Raw genomic sequence first — 18780 nt, 5'->3', positions numbered from 1 at the left:
TTGTGCCTGCCGGTTCAGTCCCCGGTCGCCGCTGACCCGGCTTCCGCCCAGAATCGGGGCAGGATCAGGTCGAAATCCGCCCGCTGATCCATGGGCAGGGAGTGGGTGCCTTCGGGCCAGACGGTGACGGTGGCCTGCGGGAGCAGCTCCCGGGCACGTTCGGCCGCCCCGGAACCACTGAGTGACTGCCGGCCACCCAGGTCCACCCGCACCGGGGTGGTGAGCGCCCGCCACTGCTCCTCGGGCAGTACCCCGGGGGTGGGCAGCGCAGCGGCGTAGCCCTTGGTGGCGGCGTCGATGAGCGCCGCCATGGGGCCTGCCCCACGCACCTCATCGGCGGTGGTGCCCCCGATCCGGGCGAGGGCCTCCTCGCGCCAGGCGGCCGGTAGCGGCAGGGAGGCGACGGTGGCCCAGAAGTAGACGGAGGCAGGTGGGGAGTCGAGCACCATCACCGGTTCGAACAGGGCCAGGGAGCGGATCCGCTCCGGATGCCGGACGGCGAGGTTGGCGGCCTGGGCGGCACCGAAACTGTGGCCGACCACGTGGGCCGCGTCGATCCCCAGGCCGTCCATGACCTCCGCCCAGGCATCGGCCTGGTCGCCGATACCGGTGAAGGGCAGCCGCTGGGCGGAGAAGCCGGCGTCCCCCAGCGGATCAGGCGCGTAGATGGGGCGGGTGCCGATCCACCCGGGGAGGTTCTCCACCCACTGTGCCGAACCGGAGGAACGCCCGGGGATCAGCAGCACCGGCTCCTGTTCCGCACCGTCACCCCCACCCGGCCAGTGGAGGACGCGGACGGTGCCGTGGGTGACGGGGACGTCGAGAAGCTCGGGCTGTGCGGGCAGCTGCGCAATGAGTTCCGCGTGTGCCTGTGCGTAGGTCGCCTGGACCCCGGCGCTGCGCCAATGGCCCACCTCGGGGCCGGAGAGCAGCAGCGCGGTGGTGGAGGCGATTGCCACAACGCTGACAGAGGTGAACGCCAGCCAGGCCAAGATCCTCCGTCGGCGAGATTCTGGTGGGCGGGTCACGGGCACCTCCTCACACCCCCGACCCTACGCCGACCTAAACTCGGTTGTCACCGGCCACCGACCGTGGGGAGAACACAGGCATGATCGAGTTCGACAACGTCAGCAAGACCTATCCGGGCAGTCCCCGGCCTGCCGTCGCAGGCTTCAGCCACCGGGTCCACCGCGGCACGACCACCGTGTTCGTCGGCCCCTCCGGCTGCGGGAAGACCACCCTGCTGCGCATGGTCAACCGCATGGTCTCCCCGGATTCCGGCCGGGTGCTCGTCCGCGGGGAGGACATCGGCGGCGGGGACGCGGTCGGGTTGCGCCGCTCCATCGGCTACGTCATGCAGCACGGTGGTCTGCTGCCGCACCGGACGGTGGCCGAGAACATCGCCGCTGTGGCCCGCCTCAGCGGGGCGGGGCGGGTGGCGGCCCGCGAACGTGCCGCGGAGATGCTGCGGCTGGTGGGTCTGGACCCGGCCCTGGGTTCGCGTTATCCGACGGAACTGTCGGGCGGGCAGGCCCAGCGCGTCGGCGTGGCCCGCGGCCTGGTGGCCGATCCCGACATCCTGCTCATGGACGAGCCCTTCGGTGCCGTGGATCCCGTGGTGCGTCGCGGTCTGCAGGAGGAGGTGCTGGCCATCAAGGAGTCGACCGAGACGACCATCCTCATGGTCACCCACGACATCGACGAGGCGTTCCGCCTGGGTGATGAGATCGTCCTGCTGGGGGAGGGTGGAACCGTCCAGCAGGTGGGCAGCGCCGAGGACTTCATCACCTCCCCCGCCACCGAGGTGGTCCGGGAGTTCACCGGTGGTGACGCCCGCCTGCTGAGCATCCGGGAGCACGAGGGCCAGCAGGTGCTGGTCGACCGGGACGGGCGTGTGCGGGGGGTGCTGGAATGAGATGGGACTGGGTGTGGACCAACTCGGAGCGGATCCTCGATCTGGCCTGGGCGCACGTCAACCTCGCCTGGCCGCCGATCGTCGCCTCCTTCCTCCTGGCGCTGCCCGTCGGTTGGCTCGCGCACCGTCACCGTCGGTTGCGTGAGGTGGTGGTCATCGCCACGGGGCTGCTCTACGTCATCCCCTCCCTGGCGTTGTTCGTGGCCATGCCGCTGGTGCTGGGGACCTCGATCCTCTCGCCGGTCAACGTCATCGCCGCCATGACCCTCTACGGCATCGCCCTGCAGGTCCGGGCGAGCGCCGACGCCTTCGACACTGTGCCGGACAGCGCCCGCCAGGCCGCCGTCGCCATCGGCCACCGCCCCTGGCGCCGCGTGCTCAGCGTGGACCTGCCCCTGGCCGGGCCGGGGCTGCTCGCCGGCATCCGGGTGGTCTCCGCCTCCACGATCAGCCTCATCTCCGTGGGCGCGCTCATCGGGGTGGCCTCCCTGGGCACCCTGTTCACGGAGGGTTTCCAGCGTTCCTTCCCCACCCAGATCCTCGTCGGTCTGGCGGGGACGGTCGTGCTCGCCGTGCTTTTCGACGCCGCCCTGGTCCTCCTCGGCCGCCTGCTCCTGCCGTGGCAGAGGAGGATCGGTTGAACCACCTCAGCGTCGCCTGGGAGATCATCACCGACCCCGCCCGCTGGGCGGGACCCGGCGGGATCGCCCAACGCCTGCTCGACCATCTTCTCTACACCGGGCTCGCGGTGGGCATAGCCCTGTTCATCGCGTTGCCGCTGGGGCTGTGGGTGGGGCACACCCGCCGCGGCGCCGACGCCGTGCTCGCGGTCTCGGGTGCCCTGCGGGCCCTGCCCTCCCTGGGGCTGCTGACCTGGCTGACGGTGGAGATGAGCATCGGGGTGCGCATGCCTGTCGTACCCGCCACCATCGTCCTGGTGGTCCTGGCGGTCCCGCCCCTGCTCGCCGGCACGGTGGCGGGACTGACCGCCGTGCCACCGGCGGTGACCGATTCCGCCCGGGCCAGCGGTTTCAACGAGTGGCAGGTTCTCGGCCGTGTGGAGCTGCCGCTGGCCGCCCCGGTCATGGTCGGCGGCCTGCGTTCCTGCGTTGTCCAGGTTGTGGCGACAGCCACAGTGGTCGCCTACATTGGACTGTCAGGACTGGGCAGGTACCTCATCGACGGTCTGGCGCTGCGCGACTACCCGCAGATGCTGGCGGGAGCCCTGCTGGTCACCGCTCTGGCACTCGTGGTCGATCTGGTTCTGGCGGTCCTGCAACGACAAGTCAAACCCAGAGGAAGTGTCCCGTGAAAATCCGTTCCCCCCGCACATTGACCGCAGCCGCCGCCCTCCTGGGGCTGGCGCTGACCGCCTGCACCTCCGAGGATCCGGTGGCCTCTGATCCCACCGGTACCACCCCGCAGGGGGAGACGGACACGATCGTCCTGGGCACCGCGAACTTCCCCGAATCCGAGATCATCGGCCAGATCTGGGCCGTGGCACTCGAGGACGCCGGCTTCGAGGTGGAACTGAGCTCCGGCATCGGTTCGCGCGAGGTCTACCTCCGGGCCCTGGAGGGCGGCAGCATCGACCTGGTACCGGAGTACACCGGCAACCTCACCCAGTACTTCCTCACCGAGGAGGGGGACGCTGAGCTGGCCGCGGGTTCGGACGCAGATGAGGTCTACGCCCTCCTGCAGGACAACCTGCCGGACGGCACGGAGGTGGGGGAGTACGCGGAGGGTGAGTCCAAGGACGCCTACCGTGTGACCAGGGAACTCGCCGAGGAATACGAGCTGGTCACCCTCGCGGACCTGAACAACCTCGACCAGGTGCGCATCGCGGCGAATCCGGAGTTCGAGCAGCGCCCCTACGGCCCCACCGGCCTGAGCGAGGTCTACGGGGTGGATGCGGAGAAGATCTCCATGGTGCCGATCTCTGACGGCGGTGGCCCGTTGACCGTGGTCGCCCTGCTGGCGGGCACCGCCGAGGTGGCGGACATCTACACCACCTCACCACTGCTGGACTCGGCGGGCAACGAGGTGGACCTGGTCACCCTCGAGGACCCCGAGATGCTCATCCTCCCGCAGAACGTCGTCCCGCTCATGCGGGCCGGTGAGCTGCCGCAGGAGGCGATCGACGCGATCAACGGCATCAATGAGCACCTGAACACCGAGGCGCTGGTGGAGATGAATCTGCGCAACATCGGTGAGGAGAAGGCCGAGGCCCCGGTCATCGCCCGGGACTTCGTGGACCAGCACTCCTAGCCGATGGGGTAACCCTCCACCGGCCCCCGGTCCGCGGGGATCCAGCCCAGCGCCGGGGCGACGTGCCCGGCGAAGGCCTCCAGGATGGACAGGTTGACCTCCACACCCATCTGGTTGGGGACGGTGAGCATGAGGGTGTCGGCGGACATGACAGCGGCGTCGGCACGCAGCTGTTCAATGAGCACGTCCGGCTCCGCGGCATAGGTGCGACCGAAGGTCACCGGGGCTCCCTCGCCCAGAGAGCCGATCTGGTCACGGCCGGTGGCCTGCAGGCCGAAGAGCTCACGGGAACGATCATCGACGATGGGGAAGACCGAGCGGGAGACGGACACCCGCGGGGTCCAGTCGTGGCCGGCCTCGGCCCAGGCGGCCCGGTAGCGGGCGATCTGCTCGGCCTGGATGTCGCCGAGGGTGGAACCGTCCGCCTCGGAGACCAGAGTGGAGCTCATGAGGTTCACCCCGTCGCAGGCGGCCTGCTCGGCGGTGGAGTGGGAGCCTGCGCCCCACCAGATGTTGCGGCGTAGGCCGGGGGAATGCGGGAAGACCGGCAGCGGGGTGCCCGGCTGGTACATCCGCGGGTACTGCTCCTCCGCCGGGGCTGCCTCGGCCACGCCGTAGCCGTCGATGGCGTTGAGGAAGCGCTCGAATTTCGCCCGCGCCATGTCCGCGCCGCTGTCCTGCTGCGCCTGGTAGCCGAAGGCCTCCCAGCCGCGCCGGGCCGGCTCCGGTGACCCCCGGGACACCCCGAGGGCGATGCGGCCGTCGGCAAGCAGGTTCAACGCCGCGGCCTCCTCCGCGAAGTGGAGGGGGTTCTCATAACGCATGTCGATGACGCCGGTGCCCACCTCGATGTGCTTCGTGGAGCCGGCGATGGCGCCCAGCAACGGCATCGGGGAAGCCCCCTGCGGAGCGAAGTGGTGGACGCGGAAATACGCGCCATTGACGCCGATCTCGTCGGCGGCCTGCGCCAGCTCAAGCGCCTGCTTGAGCGTTTCACCGGCGTCGGGGCCGGGTTGGTTGCCGATGGCGTAGTGGCCGAAACTTAAGAATCCGAAGGCTTTCACGCTGCTGATACTACTTTCTGTTCGAGGTGGCGGGCGGCCCGGCGGCCGGCGAGACGGCCCGCGCGGGTCGCACCGACGGTGGAGGCGTTGGATCCGTAACCGACGAGCAGGACCCGGTTGTCGCGCGCCGGGGTGACCTCATCGGCCAGGAGTATGCCGCCCTCCGGGCTGCGCAGACGCATGGGGGCGAGGTGGCGCATGGCGGGGCGGAAGCCGGTGTTCCAGAAGATGACATCGACCTCCAGTTCCGTCCCGGCGGGCAGCGGGTCCCAGGACTCCGGCACCTGCAGTTCATTGCTTCTCGACGGCCCGTGACCCTCCGCATGCTGGCTGTCGGGCTCGCTGAACACGACACCGTTCTCCGTGATGCGGTCGAACATGCCCCGGGAGATCAGCGTCCCGTCGGCGACACCGTTGAGGTAGTCGGGGATCTGCGGGATGCCGGTGGTGCGCACCACGGAGGCGGCGGGCAGACCGGAGTGGGTGCGTTCACGGACGGCCTTCTCCACGGCCAGGCCCCAGCCGGCGTCAAATTCCCGGGCGGTGAAGTTCGGCGGGCGGCGGGTCGCCCAGATGGTTTCGGTGACCGGGGCCAGCTCGAGGAGGAACTGCACGGCGGACAGGCCGCCGCCGACGACCAGGGTGCGCAGGCCGGCGAAGTCCTCCTTGCGGGTGTAGTCCCTGGTGTGCAGCTGGCGGCCGCGGAAGCTCTCGATGCCCGGGATATAGGGGATGTAGGGGTTGTCCCAGGTGCCGGTGGCGTTGAGGACCATGTCGGCGGTGAAGCTGCGACCGTCGATCAGTGTGACCTGCAGCTGGGAGTCGGGGTCGGTCGGGTGGACCGGCTCCACGCGGCGGACGGGGGCCGGCCGCATGACCTGCAGGCCGAATTCCTCCTCGTAGGAGCCGTAGTAGTCGGCGACGAGGGTGGAGGCCGGGACCTGCGGATCGGGGCGGGCCATGGCCAGGCCGGGGAGGTCGGCGATGCCGTGGGACCTGCCCAGCGTGAGGGAGTCCCAGCGGTGCCGCCAGGCCCCGCCCGGGCCGTCGTTGGCGTCGAGGATGAGGACGTCGGAGTCGGGGCCGGTGGTGAAGCCTCGGCGGTGGAGTTCGTGGGCGGCCGCCAGGCCTGCCTGACCGGCGCCGATGATGATGGCGCGGTAGTTCATGATACCCACCCTAACAGTTATTGGTGATATGTCAACAACGGTGGCGGCGGGGCAGGTCGGGCGCGGTCGGGCGGTCGGGTTAGAGTGAGGGCCGACACAGAATATGCGCGGACCAGCCTGGACCCACCCGTCCACCGGCTGGTCCGCGCCGGAAAGAAATGGATAACGCCGTGGACTACACCCCTTACAGTCTGCTCGTTGACGTGGGCTGGATCTCCCTGCTCATGATCATCGGAAACCTGCTCCGGCGGAAGGTCGGCCTGTTCCAGCGACTGCTCATCCCCGCCTCGATCACGGCCGGGCTCCTCGGCCTCATCTTCGGGCCGCAGGTCCTGGGCTGGATCAACTTCTCCGATCAGATCGGCTCCTACACCTCGATCCTCATCGCCTTCGTCTTCGCCTCCATGGCCTATTCGATGGACCTGACCTCCTCGGTGCGCACCGGCGCCAAGAACATGTGGTCCTATTCGACCGGCATGTTCATGGGGCAGTGGGGACTGTTCATCCTCCTCGGCGTCTATTTCTTCCAGCCGGTCTTCGGCACGGAGGACTGGTTCGGCATGATGCTGCCCGTCGGCTTCGTCGGTGGCTTCGGCACCGCCGCCGCGGTGGGAAGCTCCCTGGAGGGTGCGGGAGCGGTGGCGGCCAGTTCCCTGGGATTCATGTCCGCCACGGTGGGCACGCTCGCCGCCATCGTCGGCGGACTCATCTTCACCAGCTGGGGCATCCGCACCGGGCGCACATCGACCATGCCGAAGAAGCTGCCCTGGGACCTGCGTTCGGGGTACATCGATGACCTCAAGGCCCGTCCCTCCATCGGCAGGGCCACGACCAACCCTTCCGCGATCGAGCCGCTCGCCCTCCATCTGGGCTTCGTGCTGCTGACGGTGCTCATCGCCTACCTGGTCAACGGATTCATCAACGACCTCTTCCCCAGCGTCTCCATCCCGCTCTTCGCCATGGCCTTCGTGATCGGCCTGCTCGGCCGCATCCTGCTTGGGGCGCTCGGACGGAAGGACCTCCTGGACAAGCCCACCGTCAGCTCCATGTCCGGTGCGGCCACCGACTACCTCATCGCCTTCGGTGTGGCCTCCATCGTCCCGGCCGCGATCGCGGACTACTGGATTCCTCTCCTCATCCTCTTCGTGCTGGGCATCGTCTACTGCGTACTGGTCTTCTTCTTCCTCTCCCCGGAATTTTTCGGCGAGAAGTGGCTCGAGCGCGGCATCTTCTCCTGGGGTTGGGCCACCGCGGCCGTCGCCACGGGCATCGCACTGCTCAAGATCGTCGACCCGAAGCTCAAGTCCGGCACTCTCAACGAGTACGGCGTCGCCTACGTCGGTTTCGCCCCCTTCGAGATCGGTATGACGATCCTCGCCCCCATCGCGGTCCTGGTGGGACTGACGGCCGGTTTCGGCTGGCTGTCGCTGCTCATTGCGGTGGCCGTGCTGGTGGTGCCGATCGTCATGAAGAGGACGCCGGGCCGACAGCGGAAGGCGGCCGCCGCCGCGGACAGCTGACGTCGGGGGACTGCCGGGGTCCCGCTGCACGGACTAAACTTGAGCGCGCCTGACTCAAATATTTTTCCCTTGAGTGGAACAGACTCAACTCTTGAGGCGTTACTACTGGTAGTTGACGAATAAAAAGAGAAAGGAAACGTGGCGTGAGCTCGTTCAATCCCACCACCAAGACCCAGGAGGCGCTGCAGGCTGCACTGCAGCAGGCCTCCGCCAACGGCAACCCGGACATCCGCCCGGCGCACCTGCTGGCCGCCATCCTGGAACAGCAGGACGGCATCGCCGCGCCGGTGCTCAAGGCGACCGGTGTTGATCCGGAGACCGTCGCCCGTGAGGCGCGGGAACTGGTCGACGGTTACCCGAAGGCCGCCGGGGCCAACCTGGCCAACCCCAATTTCAACCGGGACGCACTCAACTCCCTGACCGCCGCCCAGGAACTGGCCGGTGAGCTCGGTGACGAGTATGTCTCCACCGAGGTGCTCATGGCGGGTATTGCCCGCGGGGACTCCGATGCCGCGAAACTGTTGACCGGTCGCGGCGCCACCTACGACGCCATCAAGGGGGCGTTCCCCTCCGTGCGCGGTTCCACCAAGGTGACCACCCAGGACCCGGAGGGCCAGTTCCAGGCCCTGGCGAAGTACTCCACCGATCTCACCGCCCGCGCGCGGGAAGGCAAGATCGACCCGGTCATCGGTCGGGACTCGGAGATCCGCCGCGTCGTGCAGGTGCTCTCGCGCCGCACCAAGAACAACCCGGTGCTCATCGGTGAGCCCGGCGTGGGCAAGACCGCCATCGTGGAGGGGCTGGCCCGCCGGATGGTGGCCGGGGATGTACCGGAGTCCCTCAAGGGCAAGTCCCTGGTCTCGCTGGACCTGGGTTCGATGGTCGCGGGTGCGAAGTACCGGGGTGAGTTCGAGGAGCGGCTCAAGGCCGTCCTGGACGAGATCAAGAACTCCAACGGTCAGATCGTCACCTTCATCGACGAGCTGCACACCATCGTCGGCGCCGGCGCCTCCGGCGAGTCCGCCATGGATGCGGGCAACATGATCAAGCCGATGCTCGCCCGTGGTGAGCTGCGCCTGGTCGGTGCCACCACCCTGGATGAGTACCGCAAGTACATCGAGAAGGATGCCGCCCTGGAGCGCCGTTTCCAGCAGGTCTACGTCGGCGAACCCTCCGTCGAGGATGCCGTGGGTATCCTCCGCGGACTCAAGGAGCGCTACGAGGTCCACCACGGCGTGCGCATCCAGGACTCCGCGCTGGTGGCCGCCGCGACCCTGTCGGACCGCTACATCACCAACCGTTTCCTCCCGGACAAGGCCATTGACCTGGTCGATGAGGCCGCCTCCCGGCTGCGCATGGAGATCGACTCCTCTCCGCAGGAGATCGACGAGCTGGAGCGCATCGTCCGCCGCCTCGAGATCGAGGAGGTTGCCCTGGAGAAGGAGACCGACGCCGCCTCCCGGGACCGTCTGGAGAAGCTGCGCTCCGAGCTCGCCGACGAGCGCGAGAAGCTCGGGGAGCTCAAGGCCCGGTGGATGAACGAGAAGTCCTCCATCGACAAGGTCCGCGGTGCCAAGGAGGAGCTGGAGAAGCTGCGCCAGGAATCCGAGATCGCCGAGCGTGACGGCGACTACGGCCGTGTGGCCGAGCTGCGTTACGGCCGGATCCCGGAGCTGGAGAAGGAGGTCGAGGCTGCCGAGGCCGAGGTCGCCGAGGGGGCCAACAACGCCATGCTCAGCGAGGAGGTCACCCCCGACACCATCGCCGAGGTCGTCTCCGCCTGGACGGGTATTCCGGCGGGCAAGATGCTCGCCGGTGAGACCGAGAAGCTGCTGGCCATGGAGAAGGTCCTGGGCAACCGGGTGGTGGGCCAGCACGAGGCGGTGCAGGCGGTCTCGGACGCGACCCGCCGTGCCCGCGCCGGCGTCGCTGACCCGGACCGTCCGACCGGTTCCTTCCTCTTCCTCGGCCCCACCGGTGTGGGCAAGACGGAGCTGGCGAAGACGTTGGCGGAGTTCCTCTTCGACGATGAGCGCGCCATGGTGCGCATCGACATGTCCGAGTACGGCGAGAAGCACTCCGTCGCCCGTCTCGTCGGTGCCCCTCCGGGTTACGTCGGCTACGACGCCGGCGGTCAGCTCACTGAGGCGGTCCGCCGCCGCCCCTACACCGTCGTGCTCTTCGACGAGGTGGAGAAGGCGCACCCGGATGTCTTCGATGTGCTGCTGCAGGTGCTCGACGAGGGCCGTCTCACCGACGGTCAGGGCCGCACGGTGGACTTCCGCAACACGATCCTCATCCTCACCTCGAACCTGGGCGCCGGCGGTACCCGCGAGCAGATGATGGAGGCCGTGAAGCGGACCTTCAAGCCGGAGTTCATCAACCGTCTCGATGACGTGGTCATCTTCGACCCGCTGTCCCGGGAGCAGCTGACCCACATCGTGGACATCCAGATCGACCAGCTGGCCGCCCGCCTGGCGGGCCGCCGCCTGAGTCTGGATGTCTCCGATGCGGCGAAGTCCTGGCTCGCGGACCGCGGCTACGACCCGGCCTACGGCGCCCGGCCGCTGCGTCGCCTCATCCAGCAGGCGATCGGTGACCGGCTGGCGAAGGAGCTGCTCGCCGGTGACATCCGGGACGGCGACACCGTCCACGTCGATGTCGCCGACGGCGGTGAGGCTCTGGAGGTCGGCCGGGCCCGCTAAAAGCGCTGCTGAAGTGCGCGGTCCTCACACGGCCGCGCACTTCGTCGTTCCGCCACTACCCTCGGTGTCATGGCACAGGACAAGAACCCCGAGAAAACCCCGGGCGGACCGTCGGTCAAGGACGGCGAGCTCTACGAATCCCTGCGGGAGGACGGTGCAAGCAAGGAGAAGGCCGCCCGCATCGCCAACGCTGCGGCGAACACCTCCCGGGAGGAGGTGGGCGAGAAGGGCGGCCGGGCCGGCAGCTACGAGGACTGGACCGTCGACAAACTACGGAAGCGGGCCGCCGAGCTGGACATTGCGGGCCGTTCCTCGATGAAGAAGGATGAGCTGATCACGGCGTTGCGGGAGCACTGAGCGCGTCCGCACCGCTCCGCAGGCGACGGGTGAACCGCCGTACCATGTCCTCATGAACGACGATGCCCCCACCGTGGTCGCCCTCATCCTTGCGGGTGGGCGCGGCAGCCGACTGTCCCCGCTGACCGACTCCCGCCCGAAACCGGCGGTACCGTTGGCTGGTTCCTACCGGCTCATCGACGTCACACTCTCCAACCTGGCCCACTCGGGCCTGCGTGACGTGTGGATCGTCGAGCAGTACCGTCCGGGTCTGCTCAACCGGCATCTGGCCGGCGGCCGACCGTGGGACATGGACGGCACCCGCCGGGGACTGCGGATCCTGCCGCCCGGGGAGCGGGACGGCAATGACAGGGACGGCTTCTCCGAGGGCAACGGCCATGCGCTGTTCCAGCAGCTGGATGCGTTGGCGGAGTTCGGGGCGGACACCGTCGTGGTGCTCAGCGCCGACCATCTCTACCAGCTGGATCTCCGCCCCGCACTGGCGCAGCACCGGGAACGCGGCAGCGACCTGACGATCGTCACCACGGAGATCGACGAGGACCCCTCCCGTTACGGTGTGGTCAGCTCGGACGGGCAGGGGGTGGTCACCTCCTACGACTACAAACCGCAGGAACCGGCCGGTCAGGTTGTCGCCACCGAGGTCTTCATCTACCGTTTCGAGGCGCTGGGCCGGGCCATCGACGAGCTCCTCGGCGACGACCCGGGCGCCGACGGTTCCCGGTTGGGGGACTACGGTGAGACGATCGTCCCGCACCTGGTGGCCCAGGGCCGAACGCACGAGTACCGGATGGACGGGTACTGGCGGGATCTGGGCACCATCGACGCCTATTTCCGGGCGCACATGGAGCTCATCGAGGGCACCGGTATCCGGCTCGACCACCCTGACTGGCCGGTGCTGGGCAATCTGGCCGTCAGCTATCCGGCCCGCATCGAGGCGGGCGCCTCCGTCACCGACAGCATGGTCTGCCCCGGGGCCCGCATCGCCGGCGAGGTCGAGCACAGCCTCATCGGCCCCGGGGTCACGGTGGAGAAGGGGGCGAAAGTGTCGCGCTCGGTGCTCATCGGCGATACCGTCGTCCCGGCCGGAGCACACCTGGAGTCCGTCATCGCCGACCACGGGGCCACCATCCCCACCGGGCGCGTCGGCCGGACGAAACCGGGCCCCGGCAACATCACCGTCCTGGGCGATGGCTCATCCACCGACCAGGGTGACGCGCTCACCCCGTAGCGCACCCGACATGGTCATTCTCATCGCACCGGTGGCACTGCCGGGTGTCGACTCTGAGGAACTCGCCGCTGATCCGCTGGGTGGCGGGCATTATGTCCTGCACTCCATCCCGGTCGTGGCCGAGGGGCTCGCACTCGGTGACATCGTCTCCTGCGTCACCGTCGGCGGCCGCCTCCATATCGACCGCGTGGTCGTGCCCGGCGGCAACACCACCCTGCGCCTACTTGTCGACACCCCCTTCCTCCCCGCCCTCCGCCGGCGTCTGGCGGCCATGGGTTGCCGTCTGGAACATCCGCTGCCCGATCTGCTGGTCCTCAATCTGCCCCCGGACGCACCGGGGGAGGGGATCCGGGCCTACCTGGCCGACCTGGCGGAGCAGGGCGTCGTGCAGATCGCACCTTGAGTAGTCGGCCGGCTCTCAGCTCTGCGCGGCCTGGCCCGCCACGTCCTGGCTCGTGTTCGCGTAATACTCCGAGAGCCGGCGGTAGGGGCGGGAGAAGAAGGCGAGGATGACCACCACCAGCATCACCAGACTGGCGGCCACCACCATCAGCGCCATCCCGCGGGTACTGCCCTCGCCGAGCAGCCAGCCGAACGTGCCACGACCGGAAGGGGTGGTCATCCACGGGATGACATAGGACTGCGCCACCACCGCCACGATGATCCCCGACACCGGGTTGGCGGCCATCTCCACTGCGATCGCCAGGCCGAAGACCCGGCCCTGCTGGAGGAAGGGCACCACCCGCTGCAGGATCGTCTGCTCGGCGGCCTCGGCGGCGGGCGTGATCGACATGAAGACGAGCATGCCCAGGGCGAAGATCCACCACCATTCCCGCAACGTGAATATCCCGCCGACAAGGGCGGCCACGAGGTTGACCAGGAGCAGGGTCCGTACCGGGTTCTTTCCCAGACCGACCTTCGACACCGCCAGCCCGCCGAGGATGAATCCGGCGGAGGTCACCGCCAGGACCACGCCCCACAGCTGCGGGCCGTACATCTCCAGGCCGTAGGGGTCCATGAGCGCGGTGTAGACCCCACCCATGAGGTTGTTGAAGGAGGAGAACAGGATCAACGCCAGCAATCCCGGCACAATCCGGATGGCCACCCAGGATCCGCGCAGATCGAGACCGGCGGTGGTCACGTCCCCCACACCGTCCGGATCGGCGGCGGTGACGATGTTCATCTCCCGGATCCGGATGGGCAGCAGGTGGACCAGGGCCAGGACCGTCAGCCCCAGGGCGATCCACAGGGAGGTCTCCATGCCCAGGTAGCCGATCGACAGCCCGGAGAACACCGAGGTGATGAAGAAGGCGATGCCCTGCACCATGCCGACCAGACCGTTGGCCCGGTCCCTCCCGGCCTCAGGCACCAGCAGCGTCACCGTCGTGGACAGGGCAATGTTGCGCATCTGCTCGACCACGGCGCCGACCAGGACGAGGGTGGCGAAGGCGATGATGGCGGGGTCGTCGGCACGCACCTGTCCCGGATCGACCCACAGGATCCACACGAGCGCGGCGAGGGTGAAGAACACCAGCGTGGTGGTCGCGGCGAAGACCATGACCGTCTTCTTGCGGTGATGGTCGACGACGGAGCCGAAGAAAACCGAACCGACCGCCAGCAGAGCCATGTACAGGCCGTTGATCACGCCGGTCAGGCCGACGTTACGGGTCTCCAGGTAGATCCAGAAGGCGAGGCAGAACCAGAGGAAGCTCGTAGTGACGTTCGCGAGCAGGGTGTTCACCAGCACATGGTGGAATGGCCGCACAGGAATATCATATGTGGATTCTGCGGTCGAGCAGAACCCCCTCTACACTCCCGGGGTATGAGCACTTTTGTGACTGCACAGGACCTGCGCGACGACATCTACCATGCCCGTCGACAGACCGTTCTCGGGGCTTTCTGGGCACCGCAGGAGGGGGCGGGCTACCGTCGATTCAAGTCTGAGCATGTGCCGACCGCCCTGTTCTGCGACCCGGCCTCCGCCCTGGCAGGTGTTCCCGGTTCCGGCCAGGGACGCAACCCCATGCCCGAACCACACCAGCTGCAGGACTGGTTCCGGCGCTGGGGTCTGAGCGACCACAGTCGGGTCGTGGTCTACGACGAGGGTCGTGGGCTCATGGCCGCCCGGGCGTGGTGGATGCTGCGCTGGGCGGGACTGAGTGATGTGCAGGTCCTGGACGGCGGTCTGCGCGCCTGGGACCGCCGTAACCTGCCGATCGTCGGCGGTCCGGGCAACTTCGTCACACCCAACGGCGGCACCGTGAAGGCCGGGGCGCTGCCGGTCGCTGACATGGACGATGTGCGTGAGCATGCGGCCGCAGGTGGGCTGCTCATCGACGCGCGCGAGCCCCGCCGCTTCGCCGGTCAGCGCGAGATCCTGGACCTCAAGGCGGGGCACATCCCGGGTGCGGTGAACATCCCCGCGGACGAGTTCTACGATGAGGACCAGCTGATCCGCCCTCGGGAGGAGGTCCGGGAGATCTTCGCGGGCCACGGCATCACCTCCGCTGAGGGGGCCATCGTCTACTCCGGCTCCGGCAACCATTCCGCCCTGTTGCTGGCCGCCATGGACCATGCCGGGCTGGGTGTCGCCGCGCATTATGTCTGCGGCTGGTCCCAGTGGTCCGCTGACCCCGCCAACCCGGTTGAGCGCGGCCTCTAGCGGATCTGCGGCGAACCGATGAACGTGCATCATCCCCGCGGAGGGACTCCTGCGCACTATTGTCGAGGGTGATGTCCATCATTGCCTTTGCTCTCGCTGCACTCGCCGCCGGTGCGGCGGCTCTGCTGTGGCGTCTCGACGCCCGTCAGCGGACCGCGGACCGGTCCGAACCTGCGCCCGCGACGGAGACCTTCCCGGAGGAGGCTCCCGTGAACGCGGCAGTGGAGCCGGAGCCGATGCGTGAGCCTGTGGCTGAGCCGGAACCCGTAGCAGTCGTGGAACCGGAATCGACGGGGGAGGAGACCACTGAGCCCGAAGCCCCCGCCCCGCCACCCCCTGTCCCGACGGCTGTACCGGAGCGGCGCACCGGGTTGACCCTGCCCGGCTCCCTGCGCCGGGAGCGCCGTTCCTGGGCCGAGGACAAGGGCTTCGAGTTCTCCCGTTCCGACGACTGGCTCAACGACGAATGGTCCCGCGGGGCCGCCGCCAGCGGCGCGGCCGCGAAGGACATCGTCAGCGGACAGGCTTTCGGCCACGAGATGGTGCTCATGGACCTGGGTGGGGTGAACGTCATGGCGGTGCGCCGGGGTGCGGCCTCGGACGTGGTCATTGACGCGCGCCGGGTGGGCACACCCGAGCAGGAGTCCTCTCCGGACCTCATCGAGGCGTTCACGTTGGAGGATTTCCGGGTGCTGGCCACGGACACGGGTGTGGCGGAGCGACTGGTGGATGAGCGGGTGACCACGGCCTTCGGACAGCTGCCGGCGATTGTCACCGCCGTGTGGCTGGAATCGGACTGGGTCCTTGCCCAGACCGGGCGTGGCTCCCACTCCGGGGACTGGGAGCAGATGCTCGCCCCGCTCGCCCTGCTCGCCGATGCTGCCCGCGCACTGCCCCCGCGCACCACCGCGACGCATGTCCTCCAGCTGGACGGCATGGACCCCACCCGCCAGATGGCCGATCCACCCAAGCCCGGCTTCGGGGTGCTGGAACTGGTCGCAGGTGGGGCGGAAGTCGGGGAACGGCCCCTCGTGCAGCGCCCGGAGGAACCGCTCGACATGCCCAGTCGGCGGCTGCCGGTCGCCCGGGGTGTGGTGGAACCATCCACCGTGGGAGCAGACGAAGTCGCCCCGATCGCGGACGGCTCACACCGCGACCATCCCCGGGGCGTGCAGATGCCTCGGGATCTGCGCCGTGGTCCCTCGATATTCGGGGACGGGCCGAAGGCCTGATCGACCCCCGGGTGGGCCGTGAATCTATGCTGGTTGACAACAGATATTCTTCTTCGGCCCCAGGAGGACCCCGCGTCATGACGAACCCCGCCGTCAACCAGGAGAAGCTCGCCGAACTGGCTGAGCTGGTCAAGGAACTTGCCGTGGTCCACGGCAGAGTGACCCTGTCCTCCGGCAAGGAAGCCGACTACTACGTCGACCTGCGTCGGGCGACCCTGCACAACCGGGCCTCCCGCCTGATCGGTGAGCTCCTGCGCGAGCTCACCGCAGACTGGGATTTCGTGTCCGTCGGTGGCCTGACCCTGGGCGCGGATCCGGTGGCCACCGCCGTCATGCACGCCGGAGGCCGCCCCGTCGACTCCTTCGTTGTGCGCAAGGAGACCAAGAAACACGGCATGCAGCGCCGCGTGGAGGGTCCGGATGTGGTGGGGAAGAAGGTGCTCGTGGTGGAGGACACCACGACCACCGGGAACTCCCCGCTGACCGCTGTCGCCGCGCTGCGTGAGATCGGCGCGGAGGTCGTCGGTGTGGCGACCGTCGTCGACCGGGCGACCGGGGCCGATGAGGTCATCCGCGCGGAGGGTCTGGAGTACCGCCACCTGCTGGGCCTGGATGATCTTGGACTCGCTTAAGGGTCCCACTGAGTGGGGTGAGGGCAGGCACGGGGTCGGCCCCTGGGAAGGGGAGTGGCCCACCGGCGAACGCTATGACCCGGAGCTGCTCGAGCACGGTGACCGCCGCAACGTCGTGGACGCCTACCGTTACTGGACGCGCGAGGCGATCGTGGCGGACATCGATAAGCGGCGGCATCCGCTACACGTGGCGATCGAGAACTTCGAGAACGACGCCAACATCGGCACCGTCGTGCGCACCGCCAACGCCTTCGCGGTGGACACGGTCCACATCGTCGGACGCCGGCGGTGGAACCGGCGCGGTGCGATGGTCACCGACCGCTACCAGCACCTCATGCACCATCCGGATGTCCATTCCCTGCTGGTCTGGGCGATCCGCAATGACCTGACGGTGGTGGCCATCGACAACACCCCCGGCTCGATCCCGCTGGAGACGGCCACCCTGCCGCGGGAATGTCTCCTGCTGTTCGGCCAGGAGGGGCCGGGTATCACCCCGGAGGCCGCCGAGGGTGCGCTGATGACGTGCTCGATCGCGCAGTTCGGCTCCACCCGCTCCATCAACGCGGGGGTCGCCGCAGGGATCGCCATGCATGCCTGGGTCCGTCAGCACGGGGAACTCGGAAACGCCTGGTGACGCGACTCCCGAGAAATCGTTATCATAGTGTGATGAAGAAACTGTAACATCATGACCCTCGGGAGCGACGAGACTAACGTGCAGGAAACCTGGGCGCACCGCGCCGACCTGGCGGAATCCGCCATCAATGAGCGCCACGCCCGGCGCGTGTGGGGGATGCCACGGACCAACCTCGCGGTGGTCAGCTGGCCACCGACAAGCAAAGAAGGTCTCTTCCACCACTGGCACTACTGGTGGCAGGCCCACTACCTGGACTGTCTGGTCGATGCGGCGGTGCGCCGCCCCACCCGGGCCCGCCGGAAGTTCATCCGTTACACCGTCAACGGCATCCAGGCCCGCAACCTCGGCCCCTTGACCGGCAACCGCTACTACGACGACAAGGCGTGGCTGGCACTGGCGCTGCGCCGTGCCGGTTCCCTGCCGGAGGTGCCCATGCCTAAGGCCGTCACCGCCCTGGAGAAGGATCTCATCGAGGGTATCGATTCCCTGACTGGTGTCCTGCCGTGGCGTACGGGGGAGATGTTCTACAACGTCCCCTCCAACGGTCCGGCAGCGATCATGATGGCCCGCACCGGGCGGCTCGACACGGCCCGCACCATCATGGAGTGGATCCATGACCACCTCATTGATGATGAGGGTCTGGTGATGGACGGCATGCGCATGCGGATGCACGGTCCTGAGCTGGTCCGCGACGTGCACCCCTATTGTCAGGGGGTGGTCCTGGGTGCGAACCTGGAGATCGCCCTGGCTCTGCGCCGGGAGGCGGGTTTCGACCACGCCGACCGCATTGCCGGGGTGGCGGATGCCGAGGCGATCGACGAGGCGATGCCCTACATCACCCGCGTGCGTTCCCTCGTGCAGGCCGTGGCCGTGCACATGGCCACCCCCGCCGGGGTCATCGACTGGCAGACCGGTGACGGCGATGGCGGTCTGTTCAAGGGGATTCTCGCCCGCTACCTCGCGGACGTCGCGGTACGCCTGCCCTCGGACAGTCCGGCGAACCGGGCCGCCAAGAAGATCGCCGCCCGCCTCGTGCTGGTCTCCGCGGAATCCGTGTGGAACCGTCGCCTGGAGGTTGACGGCCTGCCGGTCTTCGCCACTGACTGGACGGCGGATGCCCGCCTGCCCCACAACTACGGGCTGGCTCCCTCCACCCTCCCGGAGGCCCTGGGGGTCCTGCGTATCGACGAACGCGACCTGTCCGTCCAGCTCTCCGGCTGGATGCTGCTGGAGGCTGCGGCCCGCGTCATCGCCGAAACGGACAACCCTAAACCCTGATCCTGCCCGGTTCGGGGGGAGTGCGACCGGGATTACAGGCGTGGGCGCGAGCGGAACGTGTCACGGGCGGGCATACTGGGGTGCGGACACCGGACCTGAAAGCACAATCGGCCGGT

Annotated in this window: 18 protein-coding genes; 14 read left to right on the top strand and 4 right to left on the bottom strand. The window is 68.4% G+C overall.

Translation table 11 applies throughout. From position 1 onward, the window contains the following. Positions 1–14 precede the first annotated feature (14 nt). Positions 15–1028 carry an alpha/beta fold hydrolase gene (locus EAH68_RS03370; protein WP_206436345.1) on the bottom strand — a complete coding sequence of 338 codons (1014 nt, stop codon included), beginning with the start codon at positions 1026–1028 and terminating at the stop codon, positions 15–17. 80 nt (positions 1029–1108) lie between these two features. Here EAH68_RS03370 and EAH68_RS03365 point away from each other — a divergent pair, with 80 nt between their 5' ends. From EAH68_RS03365 to EAH68_RS03350, 4 genes are read left to right on the top strand one after another with little or no spacing between them, the layout of a single operon-like run. Further along, complete coding sequence (locus EAH68_RS03365) at positions 1109–1915, top strand: ABC transporter ATP-binding protein (protein WP_126119921.1); 807 nt, start codon at positions 1109–1111, stop codon at positions 1913–1915. Then, on the top strand, positions 1912–2556 hold the full coding sequence (locus EAH68_RS03360) for an ABC transporter permease (protein WP_126119920.1): 645 nt from the start codon (positions 1912–1914) through the stop codon (positions 2554–2556). Before EAH68_RS03365 ends, EAH68_RS03360 begins: the two co-directional genes overlap by 4 nt. Beyond that, on the top strand, positions 2553–3227 hold the full coding sequence (locus EAH68_RS03355; protein WP_126119919.1) for an ABC transporter permease: 675 nt from the start codon (positions 2553–2555) through the stop codon (positions 3225–3227). Before EAH68_RS03360 ends, EAH68_RS03355 begins: the two co-directional genes overlap by 4 nt. Beyond that, positions 3224–4183, top strand: a complete 960-nt coding sequence (locus EAH68_RS03350; RefSeq protein ID WP_126119918.1) for an ABC transporter substrate-binding protein — start codon at positions 3224–3226, stop codon at positions 4181–4183. Before EAH68_RS03355 ends, EAH68_RS03350 begins: the two co-directional genes overlap by 4 nt. Here the strand turns inward: EAH68_RS03350 and EAH68_RS03345 are convergent. Together EAH68_RS03345 and EAH68_RS03340 are read right to left on the bottom strand one after the other, a co-directional pair. After that, the gene (locus tag EAH68_RS03345) at positions 4180–5247 is read right to left on the bottom strand and encodes an LLM class flavin-dependent oxidoreductase (protein WP_126119917.1); all 1068 of its coding nucleotides are present in this window, start codon (positions 5245–5247) and stop codon (positions 4180–4182) included. The two genes, EAH68_RS03350 and EAH68_RS03345, sit on opposite strands and share 4 nt — an antisense overlap. After that, positions 5244–6416, bottom strand: a complete 1173-nt coding sequence (locus EAH68_RS03340; RefSeq protein WP_126119916.1) for an NAD(P)-binding domain-containing protein — start codon at positions 6414–6416, stop codon at positions 5244–5246. The genes EAH68_RS03345 and EAH68_RS03340 overlap by 4 nt, the downstream gene beginning before the upstream one ends. A 170-nt stretch (positions 6417–6586) precedes the next feature. On the opposite strand from EAH68_RS03340, the gene EAH68_RS03335 reads away from it, so the two are divergent. From EAH68_RS03335 to EAH68_RS03315, 5 genes are all read left to right on the top strand, one after another. Further along, complete coding sequence (locus tag EAH68_RS03335; protein WP_126119915.1) at positions 6587–7936, top strand: sodium/glutamate symporter; 1350 nt, start codon at positions 6587–6589, stop codon at positions 7934–7936. A 143-nt stretch (positions 7937–8079) separates the two neighbouring features. Further along, positions 8080–10641, top strand: a complete 2562-nt coding sequence (gene clpB / locus EAH68_RS03330) for an ATP-dependent chaperone ClpB (RefSeq protein ID WP_126119914.1) — start codon at positions 8080–8082, stop codon at positions 10639–10641. Positions 10642–10710: 69 nt separating this feature from the next. Beyond that, positions 10711–10998 (top strand): DUF7218 family protein, encoded by a 288-nt coding sequence (locus EAH68_RS03325; protein ID WP_126119913.1) that lies wholly within the window; start codon positions 10711–10713, stop codon positions 10996–10998. 52 nt (positions 10999–11050) lie between these two features. After that, positions 11051–12226, top strand: coding sequence for a glucose-1-phosphate adenylyltransferase family protein (locus tag EAH68_RS03320; RefSeq protein ID WP_126119912.1), 1176 nt, complete (start codon positions 11051–11053; stop codon positions 12224–12226). A gap of 10 nt (positions 12227–12236) precedes the next feature. Continuing rightward, a complete protein-coding gene (locus tag EAH68_RS03315; protein WP_164546382.1) occupies positions 12237–12629 on the top strand; it encodes a DUF4265 domain-containing protein in 393 nt (130 codons plus the stop codon). Positions 12630–12644: 15 nt separating this feature from the next. Here the strand turns inward: EAH68_RS03315 and EAH68_RS03310 are convergent, their stop codons facing one another. Beyond that, positions 12645–13967, bottom strand: coding sequence for an MFS transporter (locus EAH68_RS03310; protein WP_277600454.1), 1323 nt, complete (start codon positions 13965–13967; stop codon positions 12645–12647). 81 nt (positions 13968–14048) lie between these two features. Between EAH68_RS03310 and EAH68_RS03305 the strand changes: the two genes are divergently transcribed. The 5 genes from EAH68_RS03305 (at position 14049) to EAH68_RS03285 (ending at position 18664) form a co-directional block, all read left to right on the top strand. After that, entirely contained in the window at positions 14049–14888 is an 840-nt protein-coding gene (locus EAH68_RS03305; protein ID WP_126119909.1) for a sulfurtransferase, read from the top strand. A gap of 71 nt (positions 14889–14959) precedes the next feature. Further along, a complete protein-coding gene (locus EAH68_RS03300; protein WP_126119908.1) occupies positions 14960–16120 on the top strand; it encodes a TtfA family protein in 1161 nt (386 codons plus the stop codon). 77 nt (positions 16121–16197) lie between these two features. After that, the gene (gene pyrE, locus EAH68_RS03295; RefSeq protein WP_126119907.1) at positions 16198–16752 is read left to right on the top strand and encodes an orotate phosphoribosyltransferase; all 555 of its coding nucleotides are present in this window, start codon (positions 16198–16200) and stop codon (positions 16750–16752) included. Further along, positions 16733–17386, top strand: coding sequence for a TrmH family RNA methyltransferase (locus EAH68_RS03290; RefSeq protein ID WP_126119906.1), 654 nt, complete (start codon positions 16733–16735; stop codon positions 17384–17386). The genes pyrE and EAH68_RS03290 overlap by 20 nt, the downstream gene beginning before the upstream one ends. Before the next feature lie 78 nt (positions 17387–17464). Further along, positions 17465–18664 (top strand): glycoside hydrolase family 76 protein, encoded by a 1200-nt coding sequence (locus EAH68_RS03285; protein WP_126120051.1) that lies wholly within the window; start codon positions 17465–17467, stop codon positions 18662–18664. The last annotated feature ends 116 nt before the right edge of the window (positions 18665–18780 follow it).

Source organism: Corynebacterium hylobatis, assembly GCF_003955685.1.
GTDB classification, from domain to species: Bacteria; Actinomycetota; Actinomycetes; order Mycobacteriales; family Mycobacteriaceae; genus Corynebacterium; species Corynebacterium hylobatis.
Note: the sequence above shows the minus strand (reverse complement) of the source record. Positions and strands in the feature narration are given on the sequence as shown.